The organism is Acinetobacter sp. 802_lipA, from assembly GCF_058242885.1.
In genome coordinates, this window is record NZ_JBZAYP010000001.1 from 2,982,493 (window position 1) to 3,004,217 (window position 21,725).

General features: G+C 42.9%; 16 protein-coding genes and 1 pseudogene. 8 read left to right on the forward strand and 9 right to left on the reverse strand.

Features of this window, described 5'->3' with window-relative positions; translation table 11 throughout:
- The first annotated feature begins 53 nt into the window (after nucleotides 1–53).
- Nucleotides 54–1,340, forward strand: a complete 1,287-nt coding sequence (locus tag AC4CU3_RS14775; protein WP_279043026.1) for a DUF945 family protein — start codon at nucleotides 54–56, stop codon at nucleotides 1,338–1,340.
- A 123-nt stretch (nucleotides 1,341–1,463) separates the two neighbouring features.
- Here AC4CU3_RS14775 and rlmKL read toward each other — a convergent pair whose 3' ends face one another.
- Complete coding sequence (rlmKL, locus tag AC4CU3_RS14780) at nucleotides 1,464–3,668, reverse strand: bifunctional 23S rRNA (guanine(2069)-N(7))-methyltransferase RlmK/23S rRNA (guanine(2445)-N(2))-methyltransferase RlmL (RefSeq protein WP_087012145.1); 2,205 nt, start codon at nucleotides 3,666–3,668, stop codon at nucleotides 1,464–1,466.
- A gap of 231 nt (nucleotides 3,669–3,899) precedes the next feature.
- Here rlmKL and AC4CU3_RS14785 point away from each other — a divergent pair, with 231 nt between their 5' ends.
- The 5 genes from AC4CU3_RS14785 to AC4CU3_RS14805 all read left to right on the forward strand — a co-directional run bounded on the left by AC4CU3_RS14785 (nucleotide 3,900) and on the right by AC4CU3_RS14805 (nucleotide 9,557).
- The gene (locus tag AC4CU3_RS14785; protein ID WP_004696191.1) at nucleotides 3,900–4,253 is read left to right on the forward strand and encodes a hypothetical protein; all 354 of its coding nucleotides are present in this window, start codon (nucleotides 3,900–3,902) and stop codon (nucleotides 4,251–4,253) included.
- Between the two features lie 286 nt (nucleotides 4,254–4,539).
- Nucleotides 4,540–5,556, forward strand: coding sequence for an aspartate carbamoyltransferase catalytic subunit (locus AC4CU3_RS14790; protein ID WP_126037213.1), 1,017 nt, complete (start codon nucleotides 4,540–4,542; stop codon nucleotides 5,554–5,556).
- A 10-nt stretch (nucleotides 5,557–5,566) separates the two neighbouring features.
- The gene (locus AC4CU3_RS14795; RefSeq protein WP_126037210.1) at nucleotides 5,567–6,802 is read left to right on the forward strand and encodes a dihydroorotase; all 1,236 of its coding nucleotides are present in this window, start codon (nucleotides 5,567–5,569) and stop codon (nucleotides 6,800–6,802) included.
- 160 nt (nucleotides 6,803–6,962) lie between these two features.
- A complete protein-coding gene (locus AC4CU3_RS14800; protein ID WP_279043021.1) occupies nucleotides 6,963–8,420 on the forward strand; it encodes an OmpA family protein in 1,458 nt (485 codons plus the stop codon).
- Between the two features lie 114 nt (nucleotides 8,421–8,534).
- The gene (locus AC4CU3_RS14805; RefSeq protein ID WP_279043052.1) at nucleotides 8,535–9,557 is read left to right on the forward strand and encodes a DUF1311 domain-containing protein; all 1,023 of its coding nucleotides are present in this window, start codon (nucleotides 8,535–8,537) and stop codon (nucleotides 9,555–9,557) included.
- Between the two features lie 100 nt (nucleotides 9,558–9,657).
- On the opposite strand, the pseudogene AC4CU3_RS14810 reads toward AC4CU3_RS14805, so the two are convergent.
- From AC4CU3_RS14810 to AC4CU3_RS14845, 8 genes and pseudogenes are all read right to left on the reverse strand, one after another.
- A pseudogene (locus AC4CU3_RS14810) lies at nucleotides 9,658–11,066 on the reverse strand (short-chain fatty acid transporter).
- 133 nt (nucleotides 11,067–11,199) lie between these two features.
- The gene (locus AC4CU3_RS14815) at nucleotides 11,200–11,829 is read right to left on the reverse strand and encodes a CoA transferase subunit B (protein WP_279043019.1); all 630 of its coding nucleotides are present in this window, start codon (nucleotides 11,827–11,829) and stop codon (nucleotides 11,200–11,202) included.
- A gap of 3 nt (nucleotides 11,830–11,832) precedes the next feature.
- Entirely contained in the window at nucleotides 11,833–12,537 is a 705-nt protein-coding gene (locus AC4CU3_RS14820; RefSeq protein ID WP_279043017.1) for a CoA transferase subunit A, read from the reverse strand.
- Between the two features lie 26 nt (nucleotides 12,538–12,563).
- On the reverse strand, nucleotides 12,564–13,466 hold the full coding sequence (locus AC4CU3_RS14825) for a hydroxymethylglutaryl-CoA lyase (protein ID WP_279043014.1): 903 nt from the start codon (nucleotides 13,464–13,466) through the stop codon (nucleotides 12,564–12,566).
- Nucleotides 13,463–15,454 (reverse strand): acetyl/propionyl/methylcrotonyl-CoA carboxylase subunit alpha, encoded by a 1,992-nt coding sequence (locus AC4CU3_RS14830; RefSeq protein ID WP_279043012.1) that lies wholly within the window; start codon nucleotides 15,452–15,454, stop codon nucleotides 13,463–13,465. Before AC4CU3_RS14830 ends, AC4CU3_RS14825 begins: the two co-directional genes overlap by 4 nt.
- A 20-nt stretch (nucleotides 15,455–15,474) precedes the next feature.
- Nucleotides 15,475–16,269: an enoyl-CoA hydratase/isomerase family protein gene (locus AC4CU3_RS14835; protein ID WP_279043011.1), complete on the reverse strand. Its 795-nt coding sequence runs from the start codon at nucleotides 16,267–16,269 to the stop codon at nucleotides 15,475–15,477.
- A gap of 10 nt (nucleotides 16,270–16,279) precedes the next feature.
- A complete protein-coding gene (locus AC4CU3_RS14840) occupies nucleotides 16,280–17,881 on the reverse strand; it encodes a carboxyl transferase domain-containing protein (protein WP_279043009.1) in 1,602 nt (533 codons plus the stop codon).
- A 36-nt stretch (nucleotides 17,882–17,917) separates the two neighbouring features.
- Nucleotides 17,918–19,090 (reverse strand): isovaleryl-CoA dehydrogenase, encoded by a 1,173-nt coding sequence (locus tag AC4CU3_RS14845; RefSeq protein WP_236769302.1) that lies wholly within the window; start codon nucleotides 19,088–19,090, stop codon nucleotides 17,918–17,920.
- A 148-nt stretch (nucleotides 19,091–19,238) separates the two neighbouring features.
- On the opposite strand from AC4CU3_RS14845, the gene AC4CU3_RS14850 reads away from it, so the two are divergent.
- Together AC4CU3_RS14850 and AC4CU3_RS14855 are read left to right on the forward strand one after the other, a co-directional pair.
- On the forward strand, nucleotides 19,239–19,865 hold the full coding sequence (locus tag AC4CU3_RS14850) for a TetR/AcrR family transcriptional regulator (RefSeq protein ID WP_004982268.1): 627 nt from the start codon (nucleotides 19,239–19,241) through the stop codon (nucleotides 19,863–19,865).
- Between the two features lie 100 nt (nucleotides 19,866–19,965).
- Nucleotides 19,966–21,654, forward strand: coding sequence for an AMP-binding protein (locus tag AC4CU3_RS14855; protein ID WP_005400597.1), 1,689 nt, complete (start codon nucleotides 19,966–19,968; stop codon nucleotides 21,652–21,654).
- The last annotated feature ends 71 nt before the right edge of the window (nucleotides 21,655–21,725 follow it).

Below are 21,725 nucleotides of genomic sequence, written 5' to 3' on the forward strand. Positions count from 1 at the left end.
GATTCTCTTTATAATTTATATTAATAAAAAACAAACAACTTGAGATAGAAGAAATGACTCAATTGAAGTGGGGTATTGGAGGCGTACTTACGCTTGCTGTGGTCGCAGTAGGGGGTAATCTTTATGCAGATAAAAGTTTGAAGGCTTATTATCAACACAGCACCAAACAGTCGAATGATTTAAATTTGCAATATCAACAATTTCAAATGGGGGCTTTAAATGGCAGTGCGAACTGGACCGCTGAATTAGTACTAGACCCATGTAAACCGAAAGAAGTGATCCAATTGAAGGGGCAGGATCATATTCAACGGAGTTGGAATGGATATGCGATTCGTTCAGATATTAATATTACGCAAGCACCTGGCGCACTTCAGTCTTTGTTGAAGGAACCACTTAAAGTACAAAGCAAAGTGAATTGGTTGGGTACTTTGAATAGTACCTTGACTACGCCAGTGATTACCCGCAATGAGGCTCAACTCCAGTCTAGATTAGACCCGATGACATTAAAGTTTCGGGCAAAACCGATCGAACAACAGCTTAAGATACTGGATTTACAGCTTGAAATTCCGAATCTAACAGTCACCGATCCAAATATACATTTGCAAATGGTGGGGCTAAAGCTAGAAAGTAACCAAGGGCTCAATGGTGAATATCTTGAGGCGGGTGAAACCAAAATTCAGATGGATTTGTTGAAAATGTCAGATCGTGATATCAATAAACCTACCAATGCCGAACTGAAGAATTTTAGTATAGAAACGCAAAGTGAACTGACAGACCGAGTTGTAAACACTGAAATGTTGTTGCGTCTAGATGAAATGAAAATGCCTTCAGCACCCGCAGTCCAAAACGTGCAGTTTAATTTTAATGTGCTCGATGTAAACCGACAAAAATTACAGACGCTGTTTGATATTTTGGCGAAAAGTGAAAACAGTTGTTTGGCAAAAGAGGCAATGGAAAAAGATATGGAGCCTGCTTTATTGGCAGTGATCAATGAAGGTTTCCGTTTTGAATCCAAAGAGAACCAATTTGCTATTGGGGAAGGGGTTGCACAAGCGAATGTGACGGGACGTATTATGCCGAGCCATCAATCGACGCTGATGAGTATGGTGAAAATGATGCCGAGTTTAATGGAATACAGAGCAGATATTCAGTTTGATAAAAATATGATCTCGCGCATCATGAATAATTATCTGCAAAAAGGAGGCATCAGCATGTCTGATCAAGAGATCGAAAGCATGCTTTCGACGATGCAGAGTTCAGGGCAGGTGAAACGTGAAGGGAATGTCATGAAAATGTCAGTTGATTACAAATATGGGCAAACCAATTTCCTGACTGAATAATGTAAAAGATAATGATCTAACATAATAAAAGGGACGTATTTCGTCCCTTTTTTATATCTGAACATTGTCTAATACATAATTTAGTGAAGATGAAATGCCAGCGGGTATTTCATCTTCAGTGCATTAGTTTTTTGGATGGGTAATTTTCCACGCACGATGGATTTTTTGATTGCGCTTGAAATCTGGCCCAATGGTTTCACTGGTAATTTCTTCGACATCAAAGAACGCTAAAATTTCTTCGTCCATTTCAAAACCACGGTAGTTGTTCGAGAAGTACAAGGTACCATCCGTAGTTAAACGGTTCATTGCACGTTTCAGCAAGGATAAATGGTCGCGTTGTACATCAAAGGTACCGTAGAACTTCTTCGAGTTTGAGAAGGTTGGTGGGTCAATAAAGATCAGCTCATATTGCTCATGACCTTCTTTTAACCACTCAAAACAGTCGCTGGCAAAGAACTGATGTTGTTCATCGGCATGATCGACCGTTAAGCCGTTCAAGACGAAGTTCTCTTTAGACCAGTTCAAATAAGTATTTGAAAGATCGACGCTGGTGGTACTTGCTGCACCGCCTAAAGCTGCATGTAAGCTGGCTGTAGAGGTATAGCTATACAAGTTCAAGAAGTGCTTACCACGCGCTTCTTGTGCGATGCGTAGACGGATTTGACGGTGGTCTAAGAACAAGCCAGTATCTAAGTAATCAGTTAAGTTCACTAAGATTTTTGCTTTGCCTTCTTGCACGATAAAACGCTTAGAAGCAGTACTTTGCTTGGTATATTGAGTTTTACCTTCTTGGCGAGCACGTGTTTTGATAAAGATCGCATCACGGCCTAAACCTGTCACCGCACGAATGGCCTGTAAAGCAAGATTGAAGCGTTTCTTGGCTTTTTCAGGATCGATTTTTTTCGGTGGCGCATATTCTTGGACATGTAAGCGTTCGCCATACAAATCGACTGCAACGTTAAAGTCTGGAAGATCGGCATCATATAAACGTAAACAGTGAATGTTTTCTTTCACTGCCCATTTCTTTAAGGTCTGCATGTTCTTTTGTAAACGGTTAGCAAAGTCTTCAGCGCCTTCAATTGCTTCAAACTGTTGCGGTTGCCATGTTTCCAAGAACGGCTTGATCACTGCAACAGGTTTAACTGAACCTGAACGCACGTAAATTGGCAGTTTACCATTCATCAAACGCATGGTTTGTGGGTCATTCAGCGCCAATACATCAGCTTGCTCAACGGCTGCAGCGATAACCGCTGCGGTCTGATTTGGGAAGTTCTTTTGCAGTAAAGCAGATAAGCCTAAATATAAAGCACGGTTTGAGGCTTTATCACCCAAACGCTCACCATAAGGTGGGTTGGTCACAATAAAGGCTGTTTTTCCTTCGGCTTCAAAGTTCGGCCAGTCGGCTAAAGTCCGTTCTTCGATTTGGATCTGGTCAAGTACACGTTCAAAACCAGCAGCAATAATATTTTGCTTGGTGGCTTTTACTGCTTCCCAGTCTGCATCAAATGCGTAGAACTTAGGAAGGGGTTGTTCCAAGGCTGTTTGATGGCGTTCAGCTGCTTCCGCTTTAATGCTCATCCACAGATCATGGTCATGGCCATTCCAGCCATTGAAACCGAAACGACGAACTAAACCAGGTGCGCGGTCAGTCAGCATCATTAATGCTTCAATAATGAACGTCCCAGAACCACACATTGGGTCAAGGAAAATATCGGGTCTTTTTGTAAGGAGCTTGGCTTTTTGTAAAATCGCAGCAGCTAAATTTTCTTTAATTGGGGCATCGGTCATATAACGACGGTAGCCACGTTTATGCAATGAATCACCAGATAAGTCTAAACAGTAGGTGTGTTCAGTTTTTCCTGCGAGTGCATAAATGGTAATTTCAGGTTGCTTAATATCAATACTTGGACGTTTACCGACAGCTTCCATGAATGAATCGACGATACCGTCTTTTACGCGTAGAGTTGCAAACTGGCTGTTCACCTTAATTTCACGTTCAATATGTAAACGAACGGCGAAGGTGCTTTGTGGTGCAAAAATTAGCGACCAATCAAAGTTCATTGCACCTTCGTAGAGCTCTTCAGCGACATCACGTGCGTCATGGCTAAATTCCAGCTCATGGACATGAATTGGTGTGAGTACACGCGAAGCAAGACGCGACCACATACAAATGCGATAGGCATGTTCCAGTGTACCTTTGAAAACTAAACGCCCAGGAAAACGTTCAATGTTTTGAACACCTAAACCTTCTAATTCTTCTTGGAGTAAGGTTTCTAAGCCATCGGCACACGTAACCCAATAGCTGCTTAAACGCGAAGCGGTTTTCATAAATTTGAGAGACCAAAATAAAACAAAATAAACTCGCTAAAGTTTAACGTATTTTGCCTCTGAATGGTTTTTTAAATATGCTTCTACTCAGCGGAAATATCAAAATAAATGAATCACCATGTGAACAATAACGTTTTTGGTACGTATTTTGCTAAATCCTTGCAAGTTTAATTTGCTGACTGATTTCTGATAGATCGTTAGTAAATATTTTTCACTTGAAAGGGGATGAATATGTCGACCAAGTTAGATCGCGGTGTTGTAAGTCATGCTGATGCTTTTTCAATTGCAACTTTACTTTATGCACGTCTGCGGCGTGTATCGGGGCGTGTAATTGATGTGATGTATTTGGTGGAAAACCCAAGTTATGCACGTCAAATGGCAGAGCTTGCTTTAAGTACAGAAGATGCTGAACTGATTCGATTGGTGAGTCGTTTAGACAGTGTCATGGATGTTTTTAACTATGAAGAAACCGCCGTGATCGAAAAACCTAAACAGGTCGACACGACACGACATGAGTTGGAAGCCACTGAAGAAGAAATCTACCGTGCCCAAGTGTCACATCACTATATTGGTGCTTTACGATAAGAATTGCTGAAGTTGGATCGCTCTCGCAAGAGAGCTTTTTTAAATGTCCGCTTGGGATAAATGAGATAAGAAACTCTATAGAATTGATATTTGTAGCAATTTGATGAACTCTAAATTTGGCTAATTTAGCCTTTAATGGTTTAATTTAACTGGTTGAAATAATAGATAAGAATTTCATAATCTTAGTTTTGAAGACGATGATAATTAAGGCAATTGTTTTAAACTGAGGTCCAAATCAAAAAGAAAATCTGTATAATGCGTTAACTTAACGTACAAGGAATCTCTCATGCACTTGGCAGCATTGCATACTCCGAGTCAGATTCAACTCAACCAAGATGGTCATCTCAAACACTTCCTCACCATCGAAGGTCTTTCTAAAGAAACTCTTACAAAAATATTGGACACCGCGCAGTCCTTTTTTAATGACCAAAATCAGCTGATTACCAACAACCTCTTAGAAGGTCGAACGGTAATGAACCTTTTCTTTGAAAACTCAACCCGTACTCGTACCACTTTTGAAGCAGCGGCAAAGCGTCTTTCTGCAAATGTATTAAATATTGATATTGCACGTTCAAGTACTTCCAAAGGGGAGACGCTCAGAGACACTTTGTGGAACTTAGAAGCGATGGCTGCGGATATTTTTGTGGTACGTCATTCTTCGTCGGGTGCGGCACATTTTATTGCCCAAACCGTTTGTCCGCATGTTGCAATTATCAATGCAGGTGATGGCCGTCATGCGCATCCAACACAAGCTATGTTGGACATGCTGACCATTCGCCGTGAAACCAAAAAGAAATTTGAAGATATTTCAATTGCCATCATTGGTGATATTAAACACTCACGCGTGGCGCGTTCAGATGTTGCTGCATTACAAACACTGGGGTGTAAAAACATTCGTGTAATTGCACCGAACACGTTGCTGCCATACGGCTTTGATGAATATGGTGAAGGCGTACGTCTATTTAATAACATGGAAGCAGGGATTCAAGATTGCGACGTGATTATTACCTTACGCATTCAAAATGAACGCATTGATTCACCTGCGCTGTCATCTCAAGCTGAATTCTACAAAATGTACGGTTTAAACAAAGAGCGTCTGGCAATGGCAAAACCTGATTGCATCGTGATGCATCCGGGGCCAATGAACCGTGGTGTAGAGATTGATTCCAGTATTGCCGATGGTCCACAGTCTGTGATTTTAAATCAGGTGACCAACGGGATTGCTGTACGTATGGCAGTTTTGGCGCTTGCAATGCAAGGTCAACTGCAAGAGCAAGGTTTGTTAGACGCGATTGCTGGATAAGGAATAAGTCATGACTGTGGTAAAAATTGAAAATGTACGTGTTCTTGACCCAATTCATCGAACAGATACGGTTCAAACGGTTTATGTGGAAAATGGCAAGTTGGTTGCTGAAACAGCCAATGTCACTGAAACCATTGATGGTCAAGGCAAGTGGTTGATGCCAACCATGGTGGACTTATGTGCACGCCTACGTGAGCCAGGTCAGCAGCAGCACGGGACATTAAAATCAGAAGGTCGTGCTGCGCGTGAAAATGGTATTTTGCATGTGTTTACACCGCCAGACTCAAAACCGATTGTGCAAGACAATGGTGCTTTGATTCATGGTTTGATGGAAAAAGCGATGCTGGATGGCGGCATTTATCTGGAAGTGATTGGTGCTCAAACCCAAGGCTTACAAGGCAACCAACCTGCAAATATGGCGGGTCTCAAAAAGGGTGGTTGTACAGCCGTTTCAAATGCCAATGCGCCTTTTGCAGATGACGATGTGGTGCTGCGCACTTTAGAATACGCAGCAGGTCTTGGTATGACGGTGGTGTTTTATGCCGAAGAACCGCAAATTGCCAAAGATGGCTGTGTCCATGAGGGCTTTGTGGCATCGCGTCAGGGCTTACCGACCATCCCTGCGATTGCCGAAACCATTGCGATTGCCAAGTATTTACTAATGATTGAAGCGACGGGTGTTCGTGCTCACTTTGGCTTATTGTCTACAGGCGCTTCTGTCGATTTGATCAAAATCGCTAAAGATAAAGGCCTGCCAGTCACTTGTGATGTGGCAATGCATCAGCTGCATTTAACAGATCAGTTGATTGATGGCTTTAACTCACTTGCACACGTCCGTCCTCCGTTACGTGCTGAGTCGGATAAAGAGCTCCTTCGCCAAGGTGTGAAAAGTGGAGTGATCGATGCGATTTGTACGCATCATGAACCGCTGAGCAGCTCTGCAAAGCTAGCACCATTTGCTGAAACACAGCCAGGCATTACCGCTTTTGATACCTATGTAGCTTTCGGTGTGCAATTGGTGCGTGAAGGTTTATTTAGTCCTTTGGAATGGGTCGAAAAAGTCACGATTGCACCTGCCACGGTAGCCAATATGCTTGAACGTTGGACTGCTGAAGCGGGCTGGGTGTTGGTTGATCCTGAGTTAGACTGGATTGTGAATAAAGACAATATTTTGTCACAAGGTAAAAATACACCTTTGATCAATCAAGTGGTGAAAGGAAAAGTTCTAAAAACTTTTGCAGCTTAAATATTGCCTTAAACGTGGATTAAAAAGTCAGCTTCGGCTGGCTTTTTTATTGGGCCTAGATAAAACTGATGCAAATACAATATTTTACAAAGTATAAAAAATGAACAGATAAACTGAAAAATGACGATGAAAACAATGAGAAAAAGTGGGGTAAGACTTCATGAATGTCGATTTTATGGATTTACTAAAACAAAATGTCTCTGCAATTGTTTTAGAGGGTGATACACAAAATTTACTTGAAAAAAATCAAGCAATTCAATCCTTTTTACCAATTTTACTGTCTATATTAAAGTCAAAATCTGAACTGATTCCTGCATTTCAGCAGCAGTTGAATCCACGTCTTAATGATGCTTTTGCATCGAATGTCAGTCTCAAGCAACAGTTCTTGGAGCATGTCCGCGGGCCAGCACCCGCAGATGAAATTGAAAGTACCTTGAGCCGTTCAATTACACCTGCATTAGCATTTTTAGCCACAGAGGCAGGCTCTTCAGAACCTGAAGCGATTTCCCATTTACTACAGGTCAACACAGATTCTATTAGTCGTGCGTTACCTGAGTGGGCAGGTGCATTACTGGCCGGATTAGGGGCAAATACCTTACAAGGACAAGCTACACATGTTGCACCTGCAAGCGTACATGCTACAAAAGTAGATGAAAAACGGTCATTTTTACTGCCAGTTTTGGCTTTAATTATTTTTGCGGCATTGTTTGCTTTTATCTTTAGGGCTTGTACCGACAAAATCACGACTGAAACAGTACCTGCTGCAAATGTGAATGCCAGCCAACCCGCTAAATTTCAAATCACCACAGGGGCAACAGGAGACTTGGTCACTTGCCAAATTTTCTCAGCCAATGCGGCTTATGTTGAAATTTTACAAAAAGAAGTAAAGCAAATTTTTAATAACAGCATCGGTTGTGGTGCAGATATGCAGAGTATGTATCACACTGAATTTATCGACCAAGATGCGATACCCAGTGTCATCAGTGCATTGAAAGGTGTGCCAAATATAAATTTAACATGGTTTGGCAATCAGTTATCGATTCAATCACAAGATCCAGCCAATGCACTTAAAGTGGCAGATCAAATTAAACCTTTACTGCGTAATATGACAGTTGTGACGCAGCAACCACTGGATGTAAACCGTGCCGTGGATACCAGTATTAGTGATGCTGAGCGTGCGCTGGCAGAAATTAATCCTGAGCAAGTTCGAGCATTAGATGTTGCCACGGCATTGAATTTGCAAATTATTAACTTTGATACAGCTTCATCGACGATACCTGATGCCAATAAGTCGATCTTGGATCAGGCCGCAGCGCTGATGCAAAAAGCACCTCAAGTCAAACTGACCGTGATGGGGCATACAGATGCAACGGGAGATGCGGCAGTCAATAAAACTTTGTCGCAAAATCGGGCACAAGCGGTGGTGGATTATTTAATTTTTAAAGGCGTCGATCCTGCGCAGTTGAGAGCCATTGGTTATGGGCAAGAAAAGCCAATTGCAGACAATCAAACCGATGAAGGTAAATTTAAAAACCGTCGTATTGAATTTGAGGTTTTAAATACAGACTCGGGTGTGGTGCGTGAAGTGGATGATCGTGGTGTTGAAAAGGCCAACTAAACGATATTTTAACCCTGCTACGGCAGGGTTCTTTTATATAGCTACTCGCATAAAAGCTTATTTTTTGGTTAAATACGCTGCGAAAAACAACAGCCTTATGGTTTTATAACAATGATGAAGAAAACAATTTTTGCCAGTCTAATCTTGAGCAGTTTATTTTTAAGTGCTTGTAACCGAACCGAGAATAAAACAGAAACGGTTGCTGAACCGCAAGAAATGTCAGATTGGAGTTGTACGGCTCCTGCCAATGTCGAACAAATTCAAGCGCATTTAAAAGCTGAATACTTAAAAGCCCTAGACCGCCGTTTGCGTGATAGCCGTGAATATGAGGCCGATGAAAAATTATTAACGCAGATTAATAACGGTATTCGCTTTGAAATTAAAGGGATTTCAACAACTACAGAAAAGCCTGATACAGCGAAGCAATTGGACTGCGAAAGCCAGTTGGTGGTGATTTTCCCGAAAGGGTTACAGAAACGTGCTGAAAATGCGTTTTTAGCGCGTCCATGCGAAGAGTGTGAGGACGGTTATCAAAGTACTTTGCGTGATGTCTTAGAAGAGGGTGAATATTCACTCAACTTAGACAATGATCAGCTACAAGGTGCATTTAGCTATAACATCATTAAAACGGATAAAGAAGGCATTAGCCTGAATGTACCCAATCAAAATGGCGTGATTGATGGTGTAGTGTTGGTGACGCAGCATGCGGTTCAGTTTGCGGCATATGAAAAAGAAAATGCAGAAATACAAAAGAATATAAAACAATATAATGAGCAAGAAGTTGCGCAGATGGAACTGGCACAGAAAGCCATGAATATTCGTAAGAAGGAATTGGACGCTGAACAAGTCAAAGTGGTGGAACGTCTGAACCAAACTTGGGACAATTTCACTGAGGAACAAAAACAGCAGCTACAACAAGACCAAACGGAGTGGTTTGAAAAACGTGATGTAGACTGTAAAGTGATTTCTCAAAAAAGTGTCTATCAAATGACGGATAGTGAAAAAGAAACCTATCAAAAGCAGTCGCAATATTGGGATGATGCTTTACGTGCTCAAGATCAACAATTGCAATATATCAAGTGCTTTAACCAAAAAACCAATGAGCGCATTGTGTATTTAAATAATGTGTTTAATTAATTGGGCTAGGTTAAAAATACGCTTTATTGAGTATTTATAGAATAAAAAGGACGAATATGATTCGTCCTTTTTTATTTAGATTGTGTTTTTTATCCCTCGTTTAGAAGGTAGGCGGCATATAGGTCAGGCTACGGCCTAAAATCCAAAGTAGGAACAGCACCAAAGGCAGGTGAAAAACCAATTGGGTGACGGTAAAGCCAATCACATCTTTGGCTTTTAATTTGAGAATACCGAGCATTGGTAGCATAAAAAATGGGTTGATTAAATTCGGCAAGGCCTCCGCAGCATTATAGATTTGCACCGACCAGCCCAAATGCACTTTTAAATCGTGTGCAGCTTGCATGACATAGGGTGCTTCAATAATCCATTTACCACCGCCAGAAGGAATGAAAAAGCCTAAAATGGCAGAATATAGGCCCATCACAATGGCAAAGGTTTCTTTGGAGGCAATCGAAACAAAAAACTCAGCAATATAATGTGATAGCGATAAATCATGGCTGTTTAAGGCTTGCGTCATCATAAAGGCGATACTGCCATACAGTGGAAATTGAATCAGAACACCTGAGACCGCTGGCACGGCTTTAGTGACAGCATTGAGGAAATTGCGAGGCGTACCATGCAGTGCAATACCAGCATAAGGAAAATAAAGTTGTAGGTATTTAGGCTTGAAATGGCCAAGATCGGATTGCTTTTGCTGAACTCATTGAACATCCAAACTAGACCCAAGAGTACAATCAAGATACTCAATAAAGGTGAGTTCTCTAACCAGTCTCCTGGGCGTTTTGTGGTTGGAGTCGGTTTGGCATCTTCCTCCAACTGAATAGGGAATTGATCAATGGTTTTAATGTCTTTCCCTTTGGGTGCAGACCAAAATGCAATAGCAATCGAGGCAATAATCAAGACAGCCGTCATGATCATCGACTGAGGCAAGAAAATGGTTTCGGTAAAGGGAATCACGCCCGTTAGATTGTAAATCGATTCAGGCAGGCTGGCTTTGTTGGCTTGTAGTTGTGCCGCAGAAGAACTAATACCTAAGGCCCATGTCGCTCCCATACCAATAATCGCGGCGGCAGCAGCAGCACGATAGTCCATATTCAGTTCTTTGCGTTTAGCTAAAGCAATTACCAGCAGGGCAGTCAGTACTGTACTCATGGCCCAGTTTATCAGCGAAATTAATAAACTGACTGTCGCAACAAGTACAATCGCACCGCGGCCACTATGGGGGATTCGGGCCATTTTTTGAATCAGCAGTTCTACAGGCTTTGAAACAGAAACCACATAACCAACCACAATCAGCATACACATTTGTAAGGTAAAAGGAATCAGACTCTAAAAACCATCACCAAAGGAAACTGCGACATCTTTGGCAGGTGCGCCAATGCTGATTGAAGCAATCGCGACGATCACGACACCCAATAGGGCAAAAATATAAGAGTCTGGAAACCATTTCTCCGACCAATCACTGACACGTAGTGCAAAACGTTGCAAAATATTTTGAGAGTTTTCCATGCATTGATTCCATTTTTATCTATGAGGTATGAATTTTTGATTCAGCCTATCCGTGCTGATAGAAATGCCTTTAAAACAGGATCGCTGCTTTAAAGGCATTGGATTATTTTTCTATTGTATAAATGATGTCGAATTAGCGGATGAGGGGAACACCTGTCACTTTTTGAATATCTTCAAAACTGACATCTTTCGCCAGTTCAACTAATTTCACACCTTGCTGTGTAATGTCCATGACACCGAGGTCAGTAATCACGCGATGTACGACATTTTTACCTGTCAGAGGCAGGCTACACTGCTCGACAATTTTCGGTGTACCATCTTTTGCAGAGTGTTCCATGAGCACCACCACTTTTTGTACTCCAGCAACCAAATCCATGGCGCCACCCATGCCTTTGACTTTTTTACCCGGAATCATCCAGTTGGCCAAATCGCCATTTTGTGAGACTTCCATTGCCCCTAAAATGGCGATATTGACATGACCTCCACGGATCATAGCAAAAGAATCTGCACTAGAGAAAAATGCGGCGCCCTGACGTGCAGTAACAGTTTGTTTTCCAGCATTGATTAAATCGGCATCGACTGTTTCCGCCGTTGGAAACTCGCCAATACCCAACAATCCATTTTCAGACTGCAACCAGACGTTGACATTTTCAGGAATATAGTTGGCCACCAGTGTGGGTAAGCCAATGCCTAAATTGACATAAAAACCATTTTCCAGCTCAAGCGCTGCACGTTGTGCCATTTCATTACGAGACCAAGCCATAGGTTAAGCCTCCTCTTTTAATGTGAGTTGTTCGATACGTTTTTCAGGGGTTGCATTCAGTACAATGCGATTGACATAAATACCCGGCAGGTGAATCTGGTCTGGATCTAAAGCGCCAATTTCAACAATTTCCTCAACTTCGACAATGCAGACTTTTCCAGCCATTGCACATACAGGGTTAAAGTTTTGTGCGGTTTTACGGAAAATTAAGTTACCTGCAGTATCGGCCTTGTATGCCTTCACGAGTGCAATGTCAGCGGTGAGCGAGTTTTCTAGAATATATGGTTTGCCATTAAACTCACGTTCTTCTTTGCCTTCGGCAATGATCGTACCTACGCCTGTTGCGGTAAAGAAAGCCGGAATGCCCGCACCACCAGCACGGAGTTTTTCTGCCAGTGTACCTTGAGGGGTAAGCTCCACTTCAAGCTCACCACTTAAGAACTGACGTTCAAATTCTTTGTTTTCGCCTACATAGGAAGCAATCATTTTTTTGATTTGTTTGCTTTCTAATAAAAGACCTAAGCCGAAACCATCGACGCCTGCATTGTTTGAAATACAGGTGAGGTTTTTCACGCCCGTTTGTTTTAAGGCCGTAATTAGATTTTCTGGAATACCGCATAAACCAAAGCCACCAACCGCTAGGGTTTGACCATCTTGAACCACATCTTGTAGTGCATCATTTGCACTTGAATAAACTTTATTGACCATAGTGTTCTCGTTATCAATTGAATGGCTTAGGCACAGCGCTTTTGCCAGTAGGCATTGGCATAGTTAGATGGATTGGTGCGTTGTAGTACTTGGCTGATGTTTTGGCTGGCAATCATCAGTGCATCAAGATCAATCCCTGTGTCATAGCCCATGTTGGAGAGTAGGTAGTAAAGGTCTTCTGTGGAGACATTGCCCGATGCACCTTTGGCATAAGGGCAGCCGCCTAGGCCTGCAATGGACGAATCAAATACACGAATGCCTTGTTCTAAAGACTGGTAAATATTGGCAATGGCCATGCCATAGGTATTATGAAAATGTCCTGCTAAACTCGCAGCATCCATTTCAGCTAAACATGCCTGCCAGACTTTTTTCACGCGGTCTGGTGTTGCCGTACCAATCGTTTCACCTAAGGACACTTCATAGCAGCCCATGTCCAGCAAACGTTGACTGACGTGTGCAACTTTGCTCGGTGCAATTGCGCCTTCATAGGGGCAGTCGACAATACAAGACACATAACCACGCACTTTGATGTTATGGGCTTTCGCCGCAGTCATGATGTCTGCAAACTTTTCAAAGCTTTCGTCAATGGAGCAATTGATGTTTTTTTGGGTAAAGCTTTCAGAGGCTGCGGTAAAAACGGCAACCTCCTGACAGCCGGCTGCCAAAGCAGACTCAAACCCTTTCAAGTTCGGAGTCAGTAAACTAAAACTGATATTCGGATCTTTGGGTAAGCTGGCAAAGAGTTCGTCACTTTGTGCCATTTGTGGAACCCACTTTGCAGAGACACAAGAGCCCACTTCAATTGCACGGAGTCCTGTCTGCATTAAATCTAAAATCAGTTTACGACGGTCATCCAAAGTGAGCGGTGTCTTTTCATTTTGCAAACCATCTCGCGGCCCAACTTCGACAATTTTGACAAATTCACTCATGCGGCACCTTCCAAGCTTGAAAACTCAACCAATTCATCACCCGCTTTGACCTGATCACCGACTTGGAAGTAAGCTGCAGAGACAATGCCATCATGTGGAGCACGAATTGAATATTCAATTTTCATCGCTTCTAGCGTGAGGAGTACATCGTCTTTTTTCACTGCGCTGTTGTTTTGTACCAAGACTTGCGTGATTACACCTGGCATTGGTGCTTTTAAGTTGTTGGCATCAGAAGCATCATCTTCCGTATTAAAGTTAGGCTGAATATGTGCAAATTTATAGCTTTGACCGTCTGCATAAAGGGTTAGGCCCTGTGCATTTGAACTATAAGCATAGGTCTTTTTGCTTGTTGCACATTCAATTTTAGCTAAATGTGCCTCTAACAATTCACCCTGAATGAAAACGCTATGTCCATTGTACTTTGCTGTAAAGCCTTTTGCCGCTGGGCTGAAATAGACTTTATGTTCTTCATCGTTCAGTGCAAGTTTAATGGCATAGCTGGCATTAATATTTAAACGCCATAGAGACTCGGCTTGCCATACAGGATTTGCAGCTGTTTTATTGCTGGCAAAGCGAGACAAGAGTTCAATCAATGCCGCCGTGATGATGAGCTCTGAAGAGGCTGTTTCATTGTGTTGCAGTAAAAACGCTTCTTCACGTTGAATTAAGTTGGTGTCTAGGTTGGCGGTTTTAAAAGACTCTGAACGGACCAAACGGTCTAAGAATGCTATGTTATTGCCCAAGCCATCGACATGAAATTGACTCAGAGCATGGTGCATTTGCGTGAGTGCGGCTTCACGATTCTTTGCCCAAACAATTAATTTGGCAATCATTGGGTCGTAAAAGGTCGTGATTTCATCCCCTTCAACAATGCCACTGTCTACACGGACATGCTCATTTTGCTGAGGGTAGTGCAGGTAGTGGATTTTCCCAATCGCAGGTAAGAAACCTTTTTCAGGTTCTTCAGCATAGACACGTGCTTCCAGCGCATGACCATGAATACTGAGTTCGTGTTGTTGTTTAGGTAGTGGTTCACCAAAAGCTACACGAAGTTGCCATTCCACCAAATCTTGCCCTGTAATCATCTCTGTTACAGGGTGCTCAACTTGCAGGCGGGTATTCATTTCCATGAAATACGCCGTGCCGTCTTGCTCCACAATAAATTCAACAGTACCTGCACCGACATAATCCACTGCACGTGCTGCATCAATAGCGGCTTGGCGCATGGCTTCGAGTTTTGGCTCTGCCATTTGGGGTGCAGGCGCTTCTTCTAATACTTTTTGATGGCGACGTTGCACTGAACAATCGCGTTCAAAGAGGTGCACATAGTTACCATGTGTATCACCAAAAACTTGTACTTCAATATGGCGCGGTTGTACCACATAGCGTTCAACCAGAACATCGTCATTGCCAAAGCTTGAACGCGCCTCACTTTTACATGAAGCTAGATGGCTTAAAAAGTCTTCGCCGCGATCAACCAAACGCATGCCTTTACCACCACCGCCAGCACTGGCTTTAATCAGCACAGGGTAGCCAATGGCATCGGCTTGTTGTTTTAAAAAATCAGGGTCTTGGTTAGTGCCATGGTAGCCCGGTGTCAGCGGTACGCCTGCTTTTTCCATTAAAGATTTAGAGGTGGCTTTTAGGCCCATGGCTAAAATGGCATCTACAGGTGGACCAATAAAGACAATGTTGTTTTTTTGGCAGGCATTGGCAAATTGGTCATTTTCAGATAGAAAGCCATAACCCGGATGAATTGCTTCTGCGCCTGTATCTAAGGCAGCTTGGATAATACGTTCAATTTGTAGATAGCTTTGTGCAGCAGGGGATTCGCCGATATAAATGGCTTCGTCGGCTTGTTGCACGTGCTGTGCTTGAGCGTCAGCATCTGAATAGACTGCAACGGTGGCAATGCCCATTTTTTTTGCAGTTCGGATCACACGACAAGCAATTTCACCACGGTTTGCAATTAAGATTTTATTAAACATATCGATATCCTTTCTTGTTGTTATGCCGTCGTCTTGATCCAGACTGGACTGTGTTTATTTAAAAAAGCATTTAAGCCATTTTTCGCCTCTGATCCTTGGCGTATATGGGCAATATGTTGTGCGGTTTGCAACAACAATCCTTCAGTTAACACTTGCTGATCGACCATTTGGATGAGTTGTTTTGAAGCCGTTTGTGCTTCTGGCCCACCCAAAAGTAAGGCATCGACCATTTCTGCGACTTTTTCATCTAACTGTTCAGCATCGGCCACCACATGCGCTAGACCAATATGTAGGGCTTGCTCCGCAGAAATACGTTCTGCGGTTAAAAAGTAGCGTGAAGCCTGACGTGCGCCAATCGCACGAATCACATAAGGGCTAATGGTTGAAGGGGCTAAACCTAAGCGCACTTCAGAGGTCGCAAACTTAGCATCACTGCTTGCCACACAAATATCACAGGCAGAAGCCAGTCCCATCCCACCACCAAAAGCAATGCCTTGCACACGGGCGATGGTCGGTTGTTTTAATGTCGCTAAACTTTGTAGCATTTTCGCTAGTTTTAATGCATCGGCTTCATTTTCAGCCTGTGAGGCTTGTCCTGCTTCTTTCATCCAGTTCAGGTCAGCACCCGCCGAGAAGCTTTTGCCACGTCCTGCTAAAATCACCACACGGACATCATCACGCGTATTGAGTTCGCTAAAGCAGCGGTGCAGTTCTTCAATCACTTGAGTATTGAAGGCATTATGCATTTCTGCACGATTAATCCATACCGTTGCCACTTGGTCGCGTTGTTCGAGTTGTAAATATTGAAAGCTCATCACTCATCTCCTACATGCGGAACACGCCGAATTTGGTCGGTTGGATGGGTGCATTTAAGGCTGCGGCTAAACTTAAACCGAGCACCTGACGGCTTTGTGCAGGGTCAATCACACCGTCATCCCACAAACGTGCCGATGCATAATATGGATGGCCTTGACGTTCAAACTGATCGCGGAAAGGTTGTTTAAAATCATCTTCTTCTGCCGCAGACCAAGACTCGCCACGTTTTTCGATTTGATCACGCTTTAAGGTCGACAATACACTTGCCGCTTGTTCACCACCCATGACCGAAATACGCGAGTTCGGCCATGTCCACATGAAGCGTGGTGAATATGCACGACCACACATACCGTAGTTGCCTGCACCAAATGAACCACCAATCACTAGGGTGAGTTTTGGGACATTCGCGGTTGCAACAGCCATGACTAGTTTGGCGCCATTTTTGGCAATGCCTTCATTTTCGTATTGGCGACCGACCATAAAGCCAGTGATGTTTTGGAGGAACAGTAGGGGAATATTGCGCTGCGTACAGAGTTCAATAAAGTGAGCCCCTTTTTGTGCAGACTCTGAAAATAAAATACCGTTGTTGGCAATAATGCCAACGGGCATGCCATAGATTTTGGCAAAACCTGTGACTAAGGTGGTGCCAAAGCGGGCTTTGAATTCATCAAAACGTGAACCATCGACAATGCGCGCAATCACTTCACGAATATCGAATGGTTTGCGTGCATCACTTGGCACAACACCATACAGTTCAGTTGCATCAAATAACGGTTCTTCAATCTCTGTTGCACGTGTATGTGGTGTTTTATTCAGATTGGCGACGATATTACGAGCAATGGCAATGGCATGTTCGTCGTTCTCAGCCAAATGATCCGCCACACCTGACAGGCGAGTATGCACATCACCACCACCTAAGTCTTCACTGCTAACCACTTCACCCGTTGCTGCTTTCACCAGTGGTGGGCCACCTAAGAAAATCGTCCCTTGGTTACGCACAATAATAGTTTCATCAGACATGGCAGGTACATATGCACCCCCAGCTGTACAACTGCCCATTACCACCGCAATTTGGGCAATGCCCATGCTCGACATACGTGCTTGGTTATAGAAAATACGCCCAAAGTGATCACGGTCAGGGAAAACTTCGTCCTGCATCGGCAAATAGGCACCACCTGAGTCAACCAAATAAATACAGGGCAGATGATTTTGCTCTGCAATTTCTTGAGCACGTAAGTGTTTTTTCACAGTCAGTGGGTAGTACGTGCCGCCTTTTACTGTTGCATCGTTGGCGACGATCATGCAGGTCACACCATTGACCTGACCTACACCAGCAACGACACCAGCCGCAGGCACATCGTCTGCATAGACGTTTTGTGCTGCCAACTGACCAATTTCAAGGAATGCCGTGCCTGCATCAATTAACTGATCAATACGATCACGTGCTAACAGTTTTCCGCGTGCCAAATGCTTTTGTCGCGCCGCTTCGCCGCCGCCTAAAGCAATGTGTTCTGCTTTTTGCTTTAAGTCATCGACCAAGCTTTGCATTGCTGTTTGGTTGGTTTTGAAGTCTTCACTTCGAATATTGATCTTGCTATGTAATTGATTCATCACGAACATCCTTGTCATTTTTATTGTTGTGGAGGGTTAAGCAGTTTCATTAAACAGTTCACGGCCAATCAACATACGGCGAATTTCAGAAGTTCCCGCGCCAATTTCATAGAGTTTTGCATCGCGCCATAGACGGCCTGCAGAAAATTCATTGATATAGCCATTTCCACCTAAGGTCTGAATAGTTTCACCTGCCATCCATGTGGCTTTTTCCGCAGCATATAAAATTGCACTGGCTGCATCTTTACGTAGGCTACGGCTATGGTCAGCCTTATCGCACTCAGCACCCACGGCATAAACCAACGCTTTACATGCCAACCAAGTCGAATACATATCGGCAATTTTTCCTTGCATCAACTGGAACTCACCGAGCGCTTGGCCGAATTGTTTACGGTCATGGATATAGGGAATCACGGTGTCCATGCAAGCATCCATAATGCCTAAAGGACCTGCGCTTAAAACCGCACGCTCATAGTCCAAACCACTCATAAGTACTTTCGTGCCGTTTCCTACACCGCCCATCACGTTTTCTTTTGGCACTTTCACGTTGTCAAAGAACAGAGGGTAAGTATTCGAACCGCGCATACCCAACTTGTCTAAATGTGTGCCATGGCTAAAACCTTCCATGCCTCTTTCTACAAGGAAAGCCGTCATACCTTTAGCGCCTGCATGCAAATCAGTTTTGGCATACACCACAAGCACATCAGCATCACCACCATTGGTGATCCACATTTTTGAACCATTTAACAGGAAGTGATCGCCACAATCTTCAGCTTTGAGTTTCATGCTGACTACGTCTGAGCCTGCGTTTGGTTCAGACATGGCAAGTGCACCGACGTATTCACCTGAAATTAGTTTAGGTAAATAGCGCTGCTTTTGTTCCTCGCTGCCATTTCGGTTAATTTGATTCACACATAGGTTAGAATGTGCACCATAAGAAAGACCAATCGAAGCTGAAGCACGTGAGATTTCTTGCATGGCAATGATATGCGCTAAATAACCTAGGCCTGTACCGCCATATTCTTCACTGACGGTCAGACCGAGTAAGCCCATATCGCCAAATTTTTTCCACAACTGAGCTGGAAATTCGTTGTTCTGATCGACTTGTTGCGCAATAGGAGTAATTTCCTTGGCACAAAAAGCCGCAACGGAATCACGCAGTGCAATGAGTGTTTCATCTAAACCGAAATTTAAGCTTTGTAGGGTCATTTCTTCATTCGTCCTATGAGTGTATTTATTGTTCCTGATAAAGCATTTTTGTTGTGCTTGATTTTTACAATACATCGAATTTTTAAAAAAGTGAACTAAAATTCACAAATTGATTTACAATTCATTTTATCTGGTTGAGAATAGAATTATGAGTTATAAAAGATCATCATTGATGCAAGAACGAATGGAACAAAATCGTGAAGCGATTTTGCAATCCGCTCGTGAACTTATTGCTCAAGGGGGGATTAAAGACGCGCAAATTCAAGCAATTGCTGAACGCGCGGGTGTTTCGAGTGGTTTGGTGTATCGATACTTCGATAACAAAAGCCAAGTGTTAATTGAGGTTTTGTCTGAGGCCATTCAGCATGAGGTGAAAATTTTAAATCACATTGCTGAAAGTGAGCTCTCGTCAAAACAGAAATTGGACAAGGCGGTAACCACGTTTGTGAAACGTGCCATGAATAGCCCCCAACTAGCGTATTCACTCATGTTTGAACCAGTCGATGCTGAGTTAGAACATGAACGTTTTCGCAGTAAACAGCTGATTAAACAGAGCATCAAAGAAATACTGGCCGCAGGGAAAATTAACGGTGAGTTTGGATTTGAAGATTTAAATACCGCAGCACTTTGTGTGGTCGGCGCCATGACTTTTGTGGTGATTGAGCCTTTAAATCCGTCTCGAAATGTGATGTTTGATCAAAACTATAAAGACTACTTTGTGAAACAAATTGCTGAATTTTGTGTCAATGCAGTTCAGGTTCAGGAGGAAAAATAGTAGCAGGTGTGAACACAAAGGTTTGGTGTTTGAAGGGAAGTAGTCATAGAACAATTAAAGTTGAATAACAAGATTACAATGAATCAAGGAGATCGATTCGATGACACAAGAACGGTTAAGTTATGCCTATGGAACGAGCAGTCAGCCCTTATTAGGCATGACGATTGGTGAGAAATTTGATCAGGCTTGTCAGCAGTATGCGGAACAAGATGCTGTTGTCAGCCTGCATCAAAATGTCAGACTCACGTATAAGGAATTACAAGCTCAGGTCAATGCGTTTGCCTGTAGTTTACTAAAACTGGGCTTGAAAAAAGGCGATCGACTTGCGATTTGGTCACCGAACTGTGTGGAATGGACGATTACCCAGTTTGCTGCGTTTAAAGCAGGTATCATTTTAGTCAACTTGAACCCTGCCTATAAAAGTAATGAGCTCGAATATGTGTTGAATAAAGTTTCTTGTAAGGGCTTGGTCATTGCATCGCAATTTAAAAGCACGAATTATCAAGATATTTTAATGAAAATTGCCCCTGAAATTAAAGGTGCTGAAAATAAAGTGTTAAAGGCAGAACGACTGCCACATTTGAAATATATTATTAAAATTGATGAAGAAGAGCATACGGGTTTGCATCGTTTTAGCGATTTGCTTACTCCCCCCAGCAAGAGACAGCTCAATCAATTAGAGCTTGTTGCAAGCGAATCGCAGTTTGATGAAACCATCAATATCCAGTTTACTTCGGGCACCACAGGTAACCCGAAAGGCACAATGCTGACACATAATAATATTCTCAATAATGGTTATTTTGTTGGTGAAGCCATTCACTTAAGTCCTGCCGATCGAGTCTGTATTTCTGTACCGCTCTTTCACTGTTTCGGTATGGTGATGGGTAATTTGGCCTGTATTACGCATGGTTCAACCATGGTCTATCCATCGGCGGTGTTTAATCCTTTAGAAACGTTAAAAGCCATTCAGCAAGAAAAATGTACGGCTGCATACGGTGTACCGACCATGTTCATTGCCATTTTAGAGCATGAACAGTTTGATGATTTTGATCTTTCCAGTTTACGTACAGGCATTATGGCGGGTAGTCCGTGCCCACGCGAAATTATGCAGCGTGTCATTGATCGGATGCACATGTCTGAAATTACCATTTGCTATGGTATGACTGAAACGGCACCTGTCAGTGCACAAAGTTCAACATCAGATTCAGTTGAACAACGAGTCGGAACCGTAGGGCGTGTCCATCCACATCTTGAAATTAAAATTGTTGATGAACAAGGCAAAGTTGTGCCGCGCGGTCAGTTGGGTGAACTGTGTGTTCGTGGCTATTCGGTAATGTTGGGTTATTGGGAAGACCATGAGAAGTCACAAGAAGTGATTGACTCAGCACGCTGGATGCATACAGGTGACATCGCAGAAATGGATGAAGCTGGCTTTGTGAAAATTAAAGGCCGAATTAAGGATGTGGTCATTCGTGGCGGAGAAAACTTATTCCCGAAAGAAATCGAAGACTTTTTATATACCCATCCTGATGTCAGCGATGTCCAAGTCATTGGTCTGCCCGATGCACGTTATGGTGAAGAGTTGTGTGCTTGTATTATTTTACATGAGCATCATGAAATTACTGAAGAGTCGATCCGTCAGTACTGTGCGGAACATATTTCACACAATAAAGTTCCACGTTATGTCCGGTTTTTTAATGAGTTCCCAATGACGGCTTCGGGCAAAGCGCAGAAGTTTAAATTGCAGGAATTTATGCGTAATGAACTGGATTTGAAAGAAATCGCATAAGGTTGAAGACGGACTTTCCTTTGCTGGGTTAAAGCCAAAGGAAAGTCCGAAGTGAAAAGCAAAAGGAATAG

Excerpts from the sequence above, each read along its gene's own strand:
- AC4CU3_RS14775 (WP_279043026.1), top strand. The coding sequence starts at position 54 with ATGACTCAATTGAAGTGGGGTATTGGAGGCGTACTTACGCTTGCTGTG.
- rlmKL (WP_087012145.1), bottom strand. The coding sequence starts at position 3,668 with ATGAAAACCGCTTCGCGTTTAAGCAGCTATTGGGTTACGTGTGCCGAT.
- AC4CU3_RS14785 (WP_004696191.1), top strand. The coding sequence starts at position 3,900 with ATGTCGACCAAGTTAGATCGCGGTGTTGTAAGTCATGCTGATGCTTTT.
- AC4CU3_RS14790 (WP_126037213.1), top strand. The coding sequence starts at position 4,540 with ATGCACTTGGCAGCATTGCATACTCCGAGTCAGATTCAACTCAACCAA.
- AC4CU3_RS14795 (WP_126037210.1), top strand. The coding sequence starts at position 5,567 with ATGACTGTGGTAAAAATTGAAAATGTACGTGTTCTTGACCCAATTCAT.
- AC4CU3_RS14800 (WP_279043021.1), top strand. The coding sequence starts at position 6,963 with ATGAATGTCGATTTTATGGATTTACTAAAACAAAATGTCTCTGCAATT.
- AC4CU3_RS14805 (WP_279043052.1), top strand. The coding sequence starts at position 8,535 with ATGAAGAAAACAATTTTTGCCAGTCTAATCTTGAGCAGTTTATTTTTA.
- AC4CU3_RS14815 (WP_279043019.1), bottom strand. The coding sequence starts at position 11,829 with ATGGCTTGGTCTCGTAATGAAATGGCACAACGTGCAGCGCTTGAGCTG.
- AC4CU3_RS14820 (WP_279043017.1), bottom strand. The coding sequence starts at position 12,537 with ATGGTCAATAAAGTTTATTCAAGTGCAAATGATGCACTACAAGATGTG.
- AC4CU3_RS14825 (WP_279043014.1), bottom strand. The coding sequence starts at position 13,466 with ATGAGTGAATTTGTCAAAATTGTCGAAGTTGGGCCGCGAGATGGTTTG.
- AC4CU3_RS14830 (WP_279043012.1), bottom strand. The coding sequence starts at position 15,454 with ATGTTTAATAAAATCTTAATTGCAAACCGTGGTGAAATTGCTTGTCGT.
- AC4CU3_RS14835 (WP_279043011.1), bottom strand. The coding sequence starts at position 16,269 with ATGAGCTTTCAATATTTACAACTCGAACAACGCGACCAAGTGGCAACG.
- AC4CU3_RS14840 (WP_279043009.1), bottom strand. The coding sequence starts at position 17,881 with ATGAATCAATTACATAGCAAGATCAATATTCGAAGTGAAGACTTCAAA.
- AC4CU3_RS14845 (WP_236769302.1), bottom strand. The coding sequence starts at position 19,090 with ATGACCCTACAAAGCTTAAATTTCGGTTTAGATGAAACACTCATTGCA.
- AC4CU3_RS14850 (WP_004982268.1), top strand. The coding sequence starts at position 19,239 with ATGAGTTATAAAAGATCATCATTGATGCAAGAACGAATGGAACAAAAT.
- AC4CU3_RS14855 (WP_005400597.1), top strand. The coding sequence starts at position 19,966 with ATGACACAAGAACGGTTAAGTTATGCCTATGGAACGAGCAGTCAGCCC.